This window comes from Lentzea sp. NPDC037011 (genome assembly GCF_055607425.1).
On the sequence record NZ_JBVJRT010000005.1, the window covers coordinates 667,576 to 682,537 of the forward strand.

Below are 14,962 nucleotides of genomic sequence, written 5' to 3' on the forward strand. Positions count from 1 at the left end.
AGGCATGGCCTCACCCGAACTGCACAGGTTCACGTTGCCCAACGGCCTGCGGGTGGTGCTCGCCCCCGACGCCAGCGCACCGGTCGTCGGCGTCAGCGTGCACTACGACGTCGGCTTCCGCTCAGAACCCGAGGGGCGCACCGGCTTCGCGCACCTGTTCGAACATCTCATGTTCCAGGGCAGCGAGAGCCTGGAGAAGCTCGCGCACTTCCGGCACGTGCAGTCGTCGGGCGGCACGTTCAACGGGTCGACGCACCCGGACTACACGGACTACTACCAGCTGCTGCCCTCGGCGGCGCTGGAGCGCGCGCTGTTCCTCGAGGCGGACCGCATGCGCGCGCCGAAGCTCACCGAGGAGAACCTCCGCAACCAGATCGACGTGGTGAAGGAGGAGATCCGGCTCAACGTGCTGAACCGCCCGTACGGCGGGTTCCCGTGGATCCTGCTGCCGCCGGTGCTGTTCAAGACGTTCGCCAACGCGCACAACGGCTACGGCGACTTCGTCGACCTGGAGAGCGCGACGGTCGACGACTGCGCGGAGTTCTTCGACACCTACTACTCGCCGTCCAACGCGGTGCTGACGGTCGCGGGCGACCTCGACGTCGAGGCCACGAAGGCGTTGGTGGAGAAGCACTTCGGTGACGTGCCCACGCGGCCGAAGCCGGAGCGGCCCTCGTTCGCCGAGCCCGCGCCGCAGGGCGAGGTGCGCCACGAGCACGGCGACGCGCTGGCCCCGCTGCCCGCTATCGCGATCGGCTACCGCGTGCCCGACCCCGGCACCGACATCGACGGCTACCTCGCCTACCTGGTGCTCGCCGGCGTGCTGACCGACGGCGACAGCTCCCGCCTGCAGCAGCGCCTGGTGCACCGCGAGGGCATCGTGATCGACCTCAACGCCGGCTGCGGCCTGTTCGGCCCGCTGGAGGCGCGCGACCCGGACACGTTCAGCATCACCGCGATCCACACCGCCGAGGTCTCGCCGGACCAGGTCGTGGCCGCGATCGACGAGGAGCTGCAGAAGCTCGCGCAGGAACCGCCGTCGGTCGAGGAGCTCGCGAAGGTCACCGCCCGCTGGGCGTCGACCATGCACAAGGAGCACGACCGGCTCACGAACCGCACCCTGGGCCTCGGCTCGGCGGAGCTGCTGTTCGGCCGCGCCGAGCTCATCTACGAACTGCCCGAGCGGATCGCCTCGGTGACCGTGGACGAGGTGTCGGCCGCCGCCAAGGCGCTGCGCCCCGACGCCCGTGCACTTCTCTTCGTCAAGCCCACCGGAGGAACGCAGTGACCGCCGCGAAGACCCACCGCTCCGCCGAGGAGATCGGGCGCACCGAGACCGGTCCGCGCCCGCTGCCGGAGCTGGGCGCGCAGAAGGTGGCCGCCGAGCTGTCCACTGTGGACACCACGCTGCCGAACGGCCTGCGCGTCATCGCCGTGCAGCGCGCGACCGTGCCGATGGTCGAGGTGCGGCTGCGCGTGCCGTTCGCCGACCCGGCCGAGCCCGGCAGCGGCTCCACGCACGCGGCGCAGGCGGAGATCCTCGCCAACACCGTGCTGACCGGCACCGCGAACCGCAGCCGCGTGCAGATCGACACCGAGCTCGCGCTGGTCGGCGGCGAGCTCGACGCCGTGGTCGACCCGGAGCGGCTGAGCTTCACCGGCAACGCGCTGGCCACCGGCTTCGGCACGGTGCTCGACGTCCTGCGCGACGTGCTGGCCAACGCCTCCTACCCGGCCGAGGAGGTCGAGCGCGAGCGCGGCCGCCTGGTCGAGCGCATCACGATCGCCCGCTCGCAGCCGAACGTCATCGCCCGCGAGGCGTTGCAGCGCGTGCTGTACGGCGACCACCCGTACGCCAAGGAGATGCCGGAGGCCGACGAGGTCGCCGCCGTGTCCCGCGACGACGTGCTGGCGCTGCACCGCAAGGCGTTGCTGCCCAAGGGGTCGGTGCTGGTCGTCGTCGGCGACGTGGAGCCGTCCGAGGCGGTCGCGCAGATCGGCGCGGCGCTGGAGTCGTGGGCCGGTGACGGCGAGGCCGTCCAGCTGCCGCCGCTGCCGCGGGTCGAAGGCGGTGACGTGCACCTGGTGCACCGCGCCGGTGCCGTGCAGTCGCAGATCCGGCTGGCCGCGCAGGCCATCCCGCGCACCGACGAGCGCTACCCGGCGCTGCAGCTCGCGAACCTGGTCTACGGCGGGTTCTTCTCCTCGCGCCTGGTCGAGAACATCCGCGAGGACAAGGGCTACACCTACAGCGCGCGGTCGCACCCCGAGTTCACGGTCCACGGCGCCACGCTGCTGATCGACGCGGACACGGCGTCGGAGGTCACGGCCGCGGCGCTGCTGGAGACCCGCTACGAGCTGGCCCGCCTGGGCATGGTGCCGCCGTCGGAGTCCGAGGTGGACGTCGCGCGCCGGTACGCCATCGGGTCGCTGCTCACGTCCACGTCGTCGCAGGGCGGCCTCGCGTCGTTCCTGGTGAACCTCGCCGGACTGGGCCTGGACATCGACTGGCTGGTCGCCCACCCGCAGCGGCTCGCGGCCGTCACGCCGGAGCAGGTCGCGGCGGCGGCGCTGGAGTTCTTCGCCCCCGGCAACTTCACCGGTGTGCTGGTCGGCGACGCCGAGCAGCTCGCGCCGAAGCTCCGGGCGCTGGGAGGGGTCCGGGTTCCGTGAGCTTCGACCTGGTCGGCCTGCCCGCGCTGTCGCGGGCCGCGGTCGACCGCACCGAGCCGGTGCGCGGCGACGAGGAGCAGATCGCCGCGCTCTGGCCGAAGGCGCGCATGATCGTGGTCGACACCAGGGGTCGCACCCTGGTGTCCGGCCGCGGCACGAGGGTCGTCGACCGGCCGGCCACCGACTTCGGGGACAGGCCGCCGCTGAACGCCGTGCTGCTGGGTGTGCGGGACGACGTGGCCTACTGGGCGGTGCCGGTGCCGGTGCCGGCCGAGGACGACGCCGCCCCCGTGACGCCGCGCGCGTGGTCGGCGCCGGAGCTGACCGACGAGCCGCAGTGGCTCGACCTGCGCCAGGCCGGCGCGACCCTCGACGACATGTCGGCGGGCCTGTTCACCACGGCGGCGGCGCTGTTCCAGTGGCACCGCCTGGCGAAGTTCTGCGCCAAGTGCGGCTCGCCGACGGTCCCGGCCAAGTCCGGCTGGCACACCGCGTGCTCCGGCTGTGGCCGCGAGGAGTACCCGCGCACCGACGCCGCCGTCATCTGCCTGGTGCACGACGGCGCCGACCAGGTGCTCGTCGCACGCGGCCCGGAGTGGCCGGAGGGCCGGTTCTCCGTGCTGGCCGGGTTCGTCGAGGCCGGCGAGTCGCTGGAGGCCTGCGTGGCCCGCGAGGTCCTCGAAGAGGTCGGCGTGGCCGTGCGGGACATCCGGTACCTGGGGTCCCAGCCGTGGCCGTTCCCGCGGTCGCTGATGATCGGTTTCGAGGCGGTGGCCGACCCCGCCGACCCGCTGCTGCTCGCCGACGGCGAGATCGCCGAGGCCAAGTGGGTGTCGCGGGCGGACGTGCGCAAGGCGATCGAGGAACCGGGCAGCGTGCCGGGTCTCGGGCTCGCCGGTGGCGCGTCGATCGCGTTCCGGATGCTGCAGTCCTGGTCGGGCGCCGGCTCTTCCTCGTGAGCGGGGTCCTGGGCCGGCTCAGCGCGACCCGACCCAGGACGCGTACCCGTCCGGCCTGATCGTCGCCTCCTCACCGGCGAGCACGGTCGTCGTTCCCCTGCCGTCGGCCAGGTCCAGCCCCGGAACGAACGTGCCCGCAAGTGGGTGCTCGCAGCCGGTCCCGTATCGGATGTCGGTGCCCTGCACCATCGCCGTGATGCGTTCCCGCACCGCGGGCAGGTCGAGCAGGTCGCTGAACAGGCCGTGCAGCTCGCGCGCCTGCGGATCGGGCCGGGTGAGCGCGACCTGGGCCATCGTGTTGCGCAGCACGCGTTCCGCGACCGGGTGGCGTTCGGCGGTGTAGGTGTCGATCAGCGCGAGGTCGCCGGTGGCGAGCTTCCAGCCGAGGTTCAGCGCGTCCTGCAGACCGAGGTTGAGGCCCTGGCCGCCGAACGGCGAGTGCACGTGCGCGGCGTCGCCCGCGAGCAGGACGTTGCCGCGGCGGTAGGTGCTCGCCTGGCGGGTGTTGTCGGTCCACACGGTCGAGGTGTGCACGGCGGTGATCCGCACGTCGTGGCCGCTGACCCGGCGCAGCACGGCTTCGAGCACCTCCGGTGTGACCTCGCGCGCTTCCGGCGGGCCGGAGTGGTCGATCATCATGATCCGGCCCTTCAGCGGACCGAACGCGAAGACGCCCGCCGGGGTGCGGTGCCAGCCGAACGGCAGGTCGCCGTCGAGGTCGACGACCGCCTGGTAGCCGGTCAGCGTCGGCCCCTGGCCGGGGAAGTCGAAGCCGGCGAGCCTGCGGACGGTGCTGCGGCCGCCGTCGCAGCCCACGACGAACTCGCTGCCCAGGTCCAGGCCGGTGACCTCGGCACCGCGGCGGACCTCGACGCCGAGCTCGCGGGCGCGGGCCTCCAGGACCCGTTCGAGTGCCTGCTGCGTCAGCATGACGAGCGGCAGACCGTCCAGTTTGAACAGTCCGGCGAAGTGCCCGCCGGACGGCCGGTACCAGGCGAGCCTCGCGGTCTCGGCCGCGCTCTCGGCCAGCACGGCGGGCCCGAGGCCGCGCATGGCGAGCATCTCGAACGTCCGGCCGCTGATCATCTGGGCCTTGATGGTGTCCGCCTGCGCGGTGAGGCGTTCGAGCACGGTGGTGCGCACACCGTTGAGCGCGAGCTCGCAGGCGAGCAGCAGGCCGACCGGCCCGGCGCCGACGACGGTGACGTCCGCTGAGGTTTTCATGCTCAACATTTGAGCGTGAAAACATCGCGCCGTCAAACCTGATTTAGGATGACCCGGTGAGCGAGCCGATCTACTCGTGGCTGTACGCGCAGCAGGGCGTCGACGCGGTGCGCGCCGCACTGGGGGAGCGCATGGAGGCCGAGGCCGGGTGCTCGCTGCTGGAGCACGTCGCGCTCTACCAGCTGCACCACAACGGCGGGCGGCTGAAGATGCTGGAGCTCGCCGAGCTGCTCGACGTCAGCCCGTCCGGCGTCACGCGGCTGGTCGAGCGCCTGGTCAAACGCGGCTGGGTCACGCGCGAGCAGCCGCAGGACAACCGCAGGCTGGTGTTCGCGGTCCTGACACCGGAGGGCGAGGAGGCCTGCCTGGGTGTCACCGCGCGGGTCTACCGGGCGTCGATCGCCGAGCACTTCACGTCGTTGCTGAACGAACGCGACCTCGCCGACCTGCGCCGCATCGGCCGCAAGCTGATGGAGGGCCACGGCCGGTGGGACGTCAAGCGGTTCGCGCCCTCAGAGGAGGAGTGACGGCAGGACGTGCTCCTCGGTGACCACCAGGCCGGTCGTGGCCATGGTCGCGGCGAGGTCGGGGTCCCAGCTCGCCTCCTCCGGCCTGGTGTTCAGCGTGGGCAGCTCGACACCGCGCGCGATCAGCGTGGCCACGGCCTCGCGGTAGTCGGCGGCGGACATGCGCCACGGCGTCCCGCCGGTGTGGTCGAGGAGCTCGTTCATCCGCCGGACGCCGTCGGGCGTGAAGTCGTCGTGGCAGCGGACGGTCTTGCCGGCGAGGTGGTGCCGGGCCTGCGGGGTCAGCCCGGCCGGCAGGACCACCAGCGGCCCCGGCACACCCGATTCGAGCAGCCGGGCGCTGTGCACGACGGTCACCTCCCGGGCCGCCAGCACGTCGTTGAGCGTCAGGTAGCCCTGCGAGGTCAGCACGGGGTCGCCGTAGGCGTCGGGCAGCACGCCCATGCGTTCCCAGTCGGTGCCCGCGAGCTGCAACGCCTTCTGCACGATGCGGGTGAGCGGGCGGCCGTCGTCGAGGTCGTTGCCCGCCAACGCGAACCGGGTCGTGACGCGGCCGGGGTCGAGCCGCGCCAGCACCTCGGCGGCCTGGTTCGCGAGCATCGGCAACGCGGGCTGCGGGATCTTGCCGTACCGGCGCACGTGCTCGATCCACTCCGCCGCCCACGGCCGCCCGAGCAGACCGTGCTCGCGCAACGCGTACCGCAGCACCGCGTCCGCGGTCGACGCCTCGGTCCCGGCGGACAGGCCGACCGGCTCGCCGTGCACCGCCTCCAGCACCTCGGGCAACGTGCTGCCGTGCGCGCGGACGTGTTCGTCCAGCCGCGCCAACGAGATCTGCCGCCGCGCCGGGTGCGCGACCGGTTTGCGCAGCAGCTCGGACAGGGCCCGCGCGGTCTGCTCGTCCTCGACGCGCAGGCTGAACGCCGACCGCCCGCCGCCTTCGAGGGTCTCGCGGGCCAGGCGCCAGAGCTCGGCGAGTTCGGGGCGGTCGTACACGCTCACCGCGCCAACATAGCCGGACCTGGCCTATCCGGGCCGGTCAGGGTTGAGCAGCCGATCGGCGTGGCCGTACCCGACCGGTGGGCCGGAAGCGGGCCGGTTCGGTGGCAGGTAGTAGTAGCCGAGTCCGTGTGCGGCGACGATCGCGTTCGGACCGAGGTGCTCGTTGAGCTTCGTGCGCAGCACGGCCACAAGGACCGCCAAGGTGCGCTTTCTGGGTCCTGTCACCTCGGAGTCGCCCCAGACGTGCGCGACGATCACGCCGGTCGGGATGGCGGTACCCGCTGACCGGACGAGGACCTCGATCAGCCGGAACTCGCGCTCCGAGAAGTGCGCCTCCTCGCCGCCGAGGTGGACCTGGCGCAGCTCGAAGTCCACGCGCAGGGCGCCGTCGTCGTAGACCAGCGGGCGGGCGGCGGCGCGGTGCCGGGTGACGCGGCGCATGCGGGCGACGAGCTCGCCGATGTCGTACGGCTTGACGAGGTAGTCGTCGGCGCCCGTCTCCAAGCCGAGCACCCTGGCGGCGGCTTCGCCCCGCGCGGTCGTGATGATCACCGGCAGGTCGCTCGTGGCGCGGAGCCTGCGCAGAACGCTGATGCCGTCCACGTCGGGCAGGCCGAGGTCGAGCAGCACCACCGCCGGCCGGTGCGCCAGCGCCGCGTCCAGCCCCTCCCTGCCGGTGAGCGCGGCCACGACCTCGTACCCCCTGCGTCCCAGTGCTGCGCTCAGCGCGTCGACCACCCGGCTGTCGTCCTCGATCAGCAGCACCTTCCCCTGACCGACCGGCCGCGGCGGGATCGGCGCGGGCCCGGTGTCCGGCCGGTCGATGCGCCGTGTCTCCACCGCCGTCGCGGACGTGCCCTGACCGACCAGGAACCTCAGTGCGAGGTCCTCGCACGCGGCGCAGACCTTGAGCTCCCGCCCGTCGACCGCGAGCACGCAGACCGCGGCCCGCCCGCACCGGTGACCGGCGACCTCGATGTCGCACTGCCGGGACCGGCGCGCCTCGGCCCGCCTGGTCTCGCGCAGGCGGACGCGGTGGGCGCGGGAACGGCACCGGTCGGAGCAGTACCGGCGCGGGCGTCCCGACTCGGTCGCCTCCGGCAGGGGTCCGTCGCACTCCTCGCACATCGGCACCGCGGCGTCCCCCTTCCCCGTTCGTTGCAACGAAACCACTTTCGTGTCGGTCCTGCGACATCGCCGGGACAACCGGCGCTTGGCTCCGGCGCCGCTGTGCTGTTCCCTGGGAAGGGGACGGTCCGGCCGCCGAGGCGACCGGACCCGGTGTCACGATCGCCCGTGCCTGCCAGGGTCGACGATCGCGTCACCCACCACGCGGAGCGCCCTCGCCGCGACGGCGAGGGCGACCTCCCCCTTCAACGGCGCCACCACGCCCTCCACCAGCAGGAGGACGAGCCGCACCCCCTTCCAGACCCGGGGTGCCCGCGTGCGGCACCACCTGGCGGCCTGACACAGCGCGGCACGCGGCCGGCCGGTCCGCGGCCGCGCCCTCGACCGGGTTCTTCGACGTGCGGGAACGACCACCTCGACGACCTCCTCTCGACAGCGGAGCGACCGTCGCGGTTGTCGCGACGGGCCCGCTGGAGCCACCGTCACGGGGGCGCCGGAGTCCGCACAAGATCAGGTCAACAACACAACGGCCCGGCAGCACCGGCGGGGCCGGTCTGCCGGGCGGGGGTGCCGAGGTGTCCTGCTAGGGGTCGATGCGGTCCAGCACCGCGCCGTCCCACGTCGTCTGCGTGCACGCCACACCCCGGCCGTTCTTGGGCCGCAGCACGTCGTAGATGTGCATGCGCGGGATCTTGTCCGACACGCCCCAGCCGCTCGGCCAGGTGATCACCCAGTCCATGTCGAGGTCGACCAGCAGCCCCAGCATGCGCGCGATCGTCGGGTCGTCGAGCCGTTCGAACGCCTCGTCCAGCAGCACCAGCCGCAGCGGGTCGAACTCGTCGCTGACCGCGTCGTAGAAGCTGGCCGCCGCCGCGAACAGCGTCACGTACGAGATCAGCCGCGTCTCGCCGGACGACAGCTGCCGCAGCCGGCGTTCGCGCGGGTTGCCGTCGGGGCCGGTGTCGCCGACGGTGACCGTGAACTGGTGCCACGTCCGGTAGTCGAGCGCCCGCGACAGGATCTCCGCGTAGCCGCCGGAGTGGGTGTCGCGCTCGTTCTCGATCCGCTCGGTGAACACCCGGCGCAGCGTCGCGTCCTGCTCCGGCGTGCGTTCGCCGAACGGCAACCGCACCAGCGCAAGCGCTTGCCGGGTCTGGTCGTCGAGCGCCGCCGACGACTTCCACGCCAGCTTCACGTGCACGCCCTGGCTGGACCGCGCCCGCGACAGCACCTCGTTCATGCGCTTGGTCAGGTCCTCGGCCACGGCGACCTGCCCGCGCAGCCACTCCGCCAGGTCGCGGATCAGGTAGTCGGCGAAGATCCCCTGGTACTGCTCGTCGAGGAACCCGCGCTGCTCACCGAGCCTCGTCGAGACCTGCCGTGCGGCGACGGCGACGGGCTTCGCGCCCTCCTCGCCGGTCACCGTGACGGTCAGCAGGCCCGCGTGCTGCTCGGCGGCGATGTCGTGGCTGCCCGCGAGCGACGTCTGCAGCGCCTGGAGCTTCGCGATCACCGTGGCCTCGGTGCCGCCGCGCCGGTCGCCCGCCGCCGCGATCGCCTGGCGCACCGCGGTCTCGCCCGTCTCGCCGTCCCAGTCCGGGAACGCGGCCGCGAGCAATCCCGGCGCCCGCACGGTCGCCGCGAAGGTGCCGCTCGCCCGCTCCCTCGCCGCAGCGGCCTCGGTGACCTGGGTGGAGTTGGTCTCCAGCAACGCTTCCAGCTTCGCGGCCTGCTCGCGCGCCGTCGTGATGCCCTCGCGCACGCCCTTGAGGTCCGCGCGCATCTTCTTGCGCGACCTCTCCAGCTGCGTGAGCTGCTCGCTGATCTCCTTGGCCTCGCCGCCGACCGCGTCGGTGAGCTCGGCCAGCGTCCCCGCCTGCGCCGCGTGGTCCACGCACCGCGCGTCGGCGTCGGCCTCCGCGGTCTGCCGGTCCGCGACGGCCTCGTGGTAGCGGTGCGACGCGTCGGTGAGGTCGGAGATCGTGCCCTGGCACCGCCTGCGCACCGCGTCGGCGAGCAGGTCCGCGGTCCGCTGGGCGTCCGCGGCCGCCGTCCTGGCCTGCCGCAACGCCTCGGTGTCCGCGGGCAGGCCCGCGTCGCCCGCCTGGCGGGTGAGCTCGCCGCGGGCCGCCTCCAGCCGGGAACCGGCGTCCTCCAGCGCCTCCCGCAGCTCGAACGTCCGCTGCCGCGCGCGTGCCGCCGACTCCTCCGCGGCCTGCACCCGGCTGTGCTTCGCGATCAGCTCGCCGTCACCGGGGAACGCCGCCACGTGCGCCTCCCACGTCGCGACGTGCTCGTGCGCGCGGGCCAGCTCGTCCTCGGCGGTGCCGAGCCGCCGGCGCAGCTCCGCGAGCTCCTCCTCCAGCGCCGCGATCCGCCGCCCGCGGGCGGCCTCCCGCGCGCCGGCACCGATGAACTCGGCCTCGGGCTTGGTCCACGACCCGGTCAGCACCCCCGCGCGCCACACGCCGTCCGTGGTCAGGCTCAGGCCCTCCCGGTCGTCCAGCGACACCGCGCGCAGCAGGTCCGCGACGAACCCCTCCGGCACCGGCGACCCCTCCACCGCGGGCACGAGCACGTGGGCGAGCGTGCGGCCCTCGACCGGCGGGCTGGCGACGGCCAGCACGTCGGTGAGCTCGGTGTCGGCGAGCGTCACCCAGGCGTCGAGCAGGCCGCTGGCCTGCAGGGCGGCCTCCAGGCCCGCGCGTTCGGCGTCGGTGAGCGCCGGCGCGAAGTCCACCAGGCGGTAGAACGGGGCACCGGTGGCCGGGTCGCGGTCGGCCGAGACGTACCGGCCGGGCAGCGGCACGCGTTCGGCACCGGAGCGCAGGCCGACCAGCTCCTCGTCCAGCGCGTCCAGGCGGGCGCGCAGGTCCGCGCGCTGCTGCGCGTGGGCGTGGGCGGCGTCGCGGGCCGCGCGCACCAGCGGGCCGACCCACTCGCGGGCCGCCGTGGTCAGCGCCTTGGCCGAGGCCGGGGTGACCGTGGCGGGCAGCGGGAACGCCGGGTGGTCGAGGTCCGGTGCTTCCCCGTCGCCCTCCCGCGCGCTTCCTCCTTGCGAGGCGGGCGAACCGGCGAATCGAGACTTACTCGACGGGGTGAAACCCGGTCGCTCGTCGACCAGCGGCCCGCTGGTCGTCCACGTCTGCACCTGCGCCAGCCACGTCTGCACGGCCTCGGCGAGCTCCTGCGCCTCCTGGTTGCGCAGGGCGGTGGACTCCGTGGCGGCGAGCTGCGCGTCCCTGGCCTTGCCGCGCAACGACTCCACCTCGCGCTGCTGCGCGTCGAGCGCCAGCGCCTGCTCGTGCAGCGCCAGCGTCAGCGCGCCCCGCTGCCGGGCCAGCGAGGCGATCCCGGCGGCCTGGTCGACCGCGGTCGCCAGCTCGGCCAGCACCTCCTCGCCCGCGGCGGCCGGCGGCACCCGGCGGTCGATCGGCAGCGGTGCGGCCTCGGGGTCGGGCTTGGCGCGCACGGTCGCCGTGGTCACCGTCGCCTCGGCGGCCGGCACCTGCGGCACCACCGGCGCCAGGTCGACGTCCATGCCGGCGAGGCGCAGGTTCTCCCGCAACGGCTCGGTCAACGCGTCCGCCGCCGACAGGTCCTCCGCCAGCCGCCGCAGCAACCGCAGCACGGTGTCGACCGCGGCGTCCTCCTGCGCCCGCTGCCGGTGCGCCGTCTCCAGCGCCGCGACGGCGGAGGAACGCATCTGCGCCACCAGGTTCTCGCGCGTCTTCAGGTCCTGCAGGTCGCGGAACGCCGGCAGCTCCTTCAGCGCCGCGATGGTCTCCTCCGCCTGCTGCTCGCCGGTCTCCATGTCGACGAGCGCCTGCTCGGCCGCCGCACGTTCGACCCGCGTGAGGTCCAGCTCCGACACCAGCTTCGACTGCTCGCGCTGCAACCGGGTCAGCGCCTTCTCCGCCGCGTCCAGCCGTTCGGACGCCGAGCGCAGTCCACCGAACGCGTAGTCCGAGTAGGTCTTGAGGAACGTCGACAGCGCACTGTCCGCAGTGGACAGCCGGACGATGTTCTCGCGGATCGACTCCAGGTCGTCGAACGACGTCGCCAGCTGCTCGACCATCGCCTGGTCCAGCGGCGGCAGCGCGTCGGACAGGATCTGCTCCAGCTGGCCTTCGAGCACCTTCAGGCCGACGTCGGGGTTGCGCAGCGTCCGCTGCAGGTGCAGCAGGTCGCCGTAGCGCGCGGCGGGCACGCCGTAGACCGCGTCGGCGACCTTCGCGCGGAACGCCGGTTCCTCGAACATGCAGTCCGCGCCGATCAGGTCCCGCAGCTGCGCCGGGCCGTGCGGCACGCGTTCCGGGCCGGCGAGCTGGAGCTCGGTGCCCACCCGCATCGGCGTGACGAACCGCCACGAGTCCGTGATCGCCTGCGACGTCTTGGACGCCTTCACGCCCAGACCGCAGGTCAGGTACTCGTTGCCGGAGTGGTCGGCCGCCTCGCGGACCAGCTCGACCCACGCGTAGCCGATGCGGTTCGGCCCGCCGTCGTAGTCGTCGAGCATCAGCCGCCGGATGCTGACCGTGTCGAAGCCCTTGGACCCGAGCTGGCGCAGGTCGCCGTCCAGGCACAGCGGCAGCAGCAGCTCCAGCGTGCGGGACTTGCCGGAACCGTTGGTGCCCTGGAAGATCGCGCGGCCACCGGAGAAGTCGAACGTCTGCTCGGTGTACTGCCAGATGTTGACCACGCCGCCGCGGTGCAGCCGCCACCTGCTCATGACACGTTCTCCTCGTCGAACAGGGACCAGCTCGGCACTTCGCGCACCACAACGGGTTCCGGTTGTTCTCGTTCCGGGTCGCCGTCGGGTGACGGCAACCAGCGGTGCGCGGCAGCGCTGATCGACCAGCCCTCGGCGCACGGGACAGCGAGTCCCATGCGCCGCAGCAGTTCCGCCACCTCGGCGACCAGCCGGTCGAGGTCGTCGGTGAACTGCTTCGACCACGCGGCCGGGTAGTCCTCCACCAGCCGCGCGCAGACCTCGCGGAGCCGGTCGACCGTGACGACGTGCCGTGCGGGCGCGTCGTCGGACGGGTCGTCCAGCAGGTCCGGCAACGCGAGCAGCGCGATGCGCGCGACCGTCGAGACACCGGGGAACGACAGGTCCGTCAGGTAGTCCTCGGGGTCGGCGGCCAGCACGCCCTCGACGCGGCACTCGGTGAACAGCCCGAAGGCCTGCTCCAGCAGCGCCGTCTCCTTGCGCTGGTTGCGCCGCAGCCACTCCGCCTGGTCGGCGGGCAGGTCCGCGTAGAGCACCAGCGGCGTCTCGACCAGCTTGCGCCGCACCGCGTGCTCGACACCGCGCGGACCCGGCCTGGCCGCCAGCTCGACCAGCCGCGCCGGGGAGTCGGCCTCGCCGACCGGGCCGGTCACGAGCTGGCCCAGCAGGTCCGTGTCGATCGTGATCAGCGCCTCCTGCGGCACCACGTCCTGCGCGACCGAGCCCTCGGTCTCCTGCAGCACGCCGAGGGACACCAGGTGCCGCAGCGCCGCGGTCAGCGCCCGCCGCTCGGTCACGTCGTCGGGTGCGCTGATGCCCGCTTCGGCCGCGGCGGACCGGATGTCGGCCACCAGCCGGGACAGCAGCGCCTGCCGGCCGGTCCCGGTCAGCACGGCCAGGGTCAGCGCCAGGTAGGCGTACCCGCGCGGCGACATGCTCAGCACGCCGCGGGTGTCGTCGTTGCCCGGCCCCGACTTGTACAACCGCGCGAACCGGCGCTCCACCACGAGCCGGTACCCGAGCAGCCCGGCGAACAGGTCCTGCAGCACCGCCCGGTGCCGGTAGACGAGCGCCAGCAGCTCGCCGTCCGGGCCCTCGGAGCGCAGCAACGGCCTGCGCAGCAACGTTCGCGCGCACCGCACCACGTTCGCGGCGTCGATCTCGGAGAGGGTGTCGAAGTGGTTCATCGCTCCAGGGCCACCGTGGCGTCGTGCAGCGTCAGCGTCCCGGCGGCGGACTTGATCTGAGTGGTCGTGCCGGGGGTGATCGCGAGCTTCAACCCGCGCACGGGATCGCTGGCCGACCCGCTGTCGCGCGGTGAGTCGCGCTGCGCCATCGCCAGGGTCAGCAGCTCGCAGAACACCTCCAGCGCACCGTGCGACAGCGTTGTGCCGCCGAGGTTCCCGGCCGCGGAGGTCAGCTCGGCCACGTGCCGCGCGCGGACCTCCTCCGCCTCACGCGCCTCCGCCAGCAGCGACTGCTCGGTCATCGGGTCGTCGAGGATGCGCGACGGCCGCCCGCGCCCACCCCGGTCACCGCGCGACCGCACGCTGACCGTGACGTCGCAGACCGGGCCGTCCCGCCACGGCGTGCGCTCGTTGTCGGAGTCGTGCTCGGGCGCGGGGGAGAGGTGGCGGGAGGAGTACAGGCCGAACGCGGAGGCGTAGATCTCGTGCGCCTCCTCGCGGGTGGCGCCGTCGAACCAGCTGGCGAGCTTGAGCAGCTCGGCCCGCCGGCCGGGCAGCAGGCCACCACCGGACGTCGCGCGCTTCACGCTCGCCAGCAGGCTGCCGATCGCGCGGGCGGTGGCCTCGCGCAACGCCGTGACCTGGCTCGGGCGGCCGGGCCGGTCGACGAACCAGTCGGTCAGCTCCTGCCAGTCCTCCGGCGTGCGGCCGCGGGCGCGTTCGACGTGGGCGCCCAGGTCGGTGCCGAGCAGCCGGAGCAGCTCGGAACGGGCCTTCGCAAGCGCGGCGAGCGCCGCCGCGATCGGCGGCGTGTACTTCAGCACGTCCTCGACGACCCGCTGGATGTACTCGACCAGCAGGCTGCGGAAGCCCGCGATCTCCTCGGGCGCCAGGTGGTTGCGCGTCACGACCTGGCCGAGGTAGGCGTAGAAGTCGCGGACCGTGGCGGCGAGCTCCGCGTGCTGCAGGAACAGGGTGGTGACGCGTTCGGCGAGCAGCTCCCTGGTCTTGTCGCCCTCGTTCAGCAACGCCACCGACAGCGACCCGCCCAGCTCGTTGAGGCCGCGTTCGATCGCGGGCAGCAGCTCGCGCGACACCTCGCGGGCGCCCTCGGGCACCCGCAGCAGCTCGTCGACGTCGCGCTGCACGCGGACGGCGAGCTTGGAGACCTGGTAGCGGACGCTGCCGTGCTGGAACTCGGCGATGCTCGCGGCCACGACCTCGCGCCGGCCCTGCACCAGGTTGCCCCACTCGACCAGCTGCCGCAGCCGGTTGATCACGTTCTCGATGCGCGACTCGCCCTGCTCGACGCGGCCCTCGCGCTCCTGGCCGGCGAGCGCTCCCGCGACCTCGCCCGCGCTGAGGTCGGCGAGCAACGTGGAGGTGAACAGCCGCATGATCGCCAGGTACGTGCGCTGGTGATCGCGCGCGTCCAGATAGGCGTACAGCTTCAGCCTCTTGTGCTCCACGACCGGCCACCCTAATGCGCGTGCCCGGGCGGTGCGGCGCTACCGTGCCTTCGACGAGCTG

11 protein-coding genes are annotated in these 14,962 nt (G+C 73.3%); 4 read left to right on the plus strand and 7 right to left on the minus strand.

Features of this window, described 5'->3' with window-relative positions:
* Positions 1 to 4 precede the first annotated feature (4 nt).
* The 3 genes from ACZ7CH_RS18765 to nudC are packed head-to-tail and all read left to right on the plus strand — an operon-like array spanning position 5 to position 3,632.
* Positions 5 to 1,288: a M16 family metallopeptidase gene (locus ACZ7CH_RS18765; RefSeq protein WP_470374411.1), complete on the plus strand. Its 1,284-nt coding sequence runs from the start codon at positions 5 to 7 to the stop codon at positions 1,286 to 1,288.
* The gene (locus ACZ7CH_RS18770; RefSeq protein ID WP_360386412.1) at positions 1,285 to 2,673 is read left to right on the plus strand and encodes a M16 family metallopeptidase; all 1,389 of its coding nucleotides are present in this window, start codon (positions 1,285 to 1,287) and stop codon (positions 2,671 to 2,673) included. Before ACZ7CH_RS18765 ends, ACZ7CH_RS18770 begins: the two co-directional genes overlap by 4 nt.
* Positions 2,670 to 3,632 carry an NAD(+) diphosphatase gene (gene nudC, locus ACZ7CH_RS18775; RefSeq protein ID WP_470374412.1) on the plus strand — a complete coding sequence of 321 codons (963 nt, stop codon included), beginning with the start codon at positions 2,670 to 2,672 and terminating at the stop codon, positions 3,630 to 3,632. The genes ACZ7CH_RS18770 and nudC overlap by 4 nt, the downstream gene beginning before the upstream one ends.
* A gap of 18 nt (positions 3,633 to 3,650) precedes the next feature.
* Here nudC and ACZ7CH_RS18780 read toward each other — a convergent pair whose 3' ends face one another.
* Positions 3,651 to 4,856: an FAD-dependent monooxygenase gene (locus ACZ7CH_RS18780; RefSeq protein WP_360386416.1), complete on the minus strand. Its 1,206-nt coding sequence runs from the start codon at positions 4,854 to 4,856 to the stop codon at positions 3,651 to 3,653.
* 56 nt (positions 4,857 to 4,912) lie between these two features.
* Here ACZ7CH_RS18780 and ACZ7CH_RS18785 point away from each other — a divergent pair, with 56 nt between their 5' ends.
* Positions 4,913 to 5,383: a MarR family winged helix-turn-helix transcriptional regulator gene (locus ACZ7CH_RS18785; RefSeq protein ID WP_360386418.1), complete on the plus strand. Its 471-nt coding sequence runs from the start codon at positions 4,913 to 4,915 to the stop codon at positions 5,381 to 5,383.
* On the opposite strand, the gene ACZ7CH_RS18790 is transcribed toward ACZ7CH_RS18785, so the two are convergent.
* The 6 genes from ACZ7CH_RS18790 to ACZ7CH_RS18815 form a co-directional block, all read right to left on the minus strand.
* Entirely contained in the window at positions 5,369 to 6,385 is a 1,017-nt protein-coding gene (locus ACZ7CH_RS18790; RefSeq protein ID WP_470374413.1) for a DUF2399 domain-containing protein, read from the minus strand. The two genes, ACZ7CH_RS18785 and ACZ7CH_RS18790, sit on opposite strands and share 15 nt — an antisense overlap.
* Positions 6,386 to 6,409: 24 nt before the next feature.
* Positions 6,410 to 7,549 carry a response regulator transcription factor gene (locus ACZ7CH_RS18795; protein WP_360386423.1) on the minus strand — a complete coding sequence of 380 codons (1,140 nt, stop codon included), beginning with the start codon at positions 7,547 to 7,549 and terminating at the stop codon, positions 6,410 to 6,412.
* A gap of 120 nt (positions 7,550 to 7,669) precedes the next feature.
* Positions 7,670 to 7,804, minus strand: coding sequence for a hypothetical protein (locus ACZ7CH_RS18800; RefSeq protein WP_360386426.1), 135 nt, complete (start codon positions 7,802 to 7,804; stop codon positions 7,670 to 7,672).
* Between the two features lie 292 nt (positions 7,805 to 8,096).
* The gene (locus tag ACZ7CH_RS18805; RefSeq protein ID WP_470374414.1) at positions 8,097 to 12,245 is read right to left on the minus strand and encodes an SbcC/MukB-like Walker B domain-containing protein; all 4,149 of its coding nucleotides are present in this window, start codon (positions 12,243 to 12,245) and stop codon (positions 8,097 to 8,099) included.
* On the minus strand, positions 12,242 to 13,432 hold the full coding sequence (locus ACZ7CH_RS18810) for a TIGR02678 family protein (RefSeq protein ID WP_360386431.1): 1,191 nt from the start codon (positions 13,430 to 13,432) through the stop codon (positions 12,242 to 12,244). The genes ACZ7CH_RS18805 and ACZ7CH_RS18810 overlap by 4 nt, the downstream gene beginning before the upstream one ends.
* Entirely contained in the window at positions 13,429 to 14,901 is a 1,473-nt protein-coding gene (locus tag ACZ7CH_RS18815; protein WP_360386434.1) for a DUF2397 domain-containing protein, read from the minus strand. The genes ACZ7CH_RS18810 and ACZ7CH_RS18815 overlap by 4 nt, the downstream gene beginning before the upstream one ends.
* Positions 14,902 to 14,962: the final 61 nt, after the last annotated feature.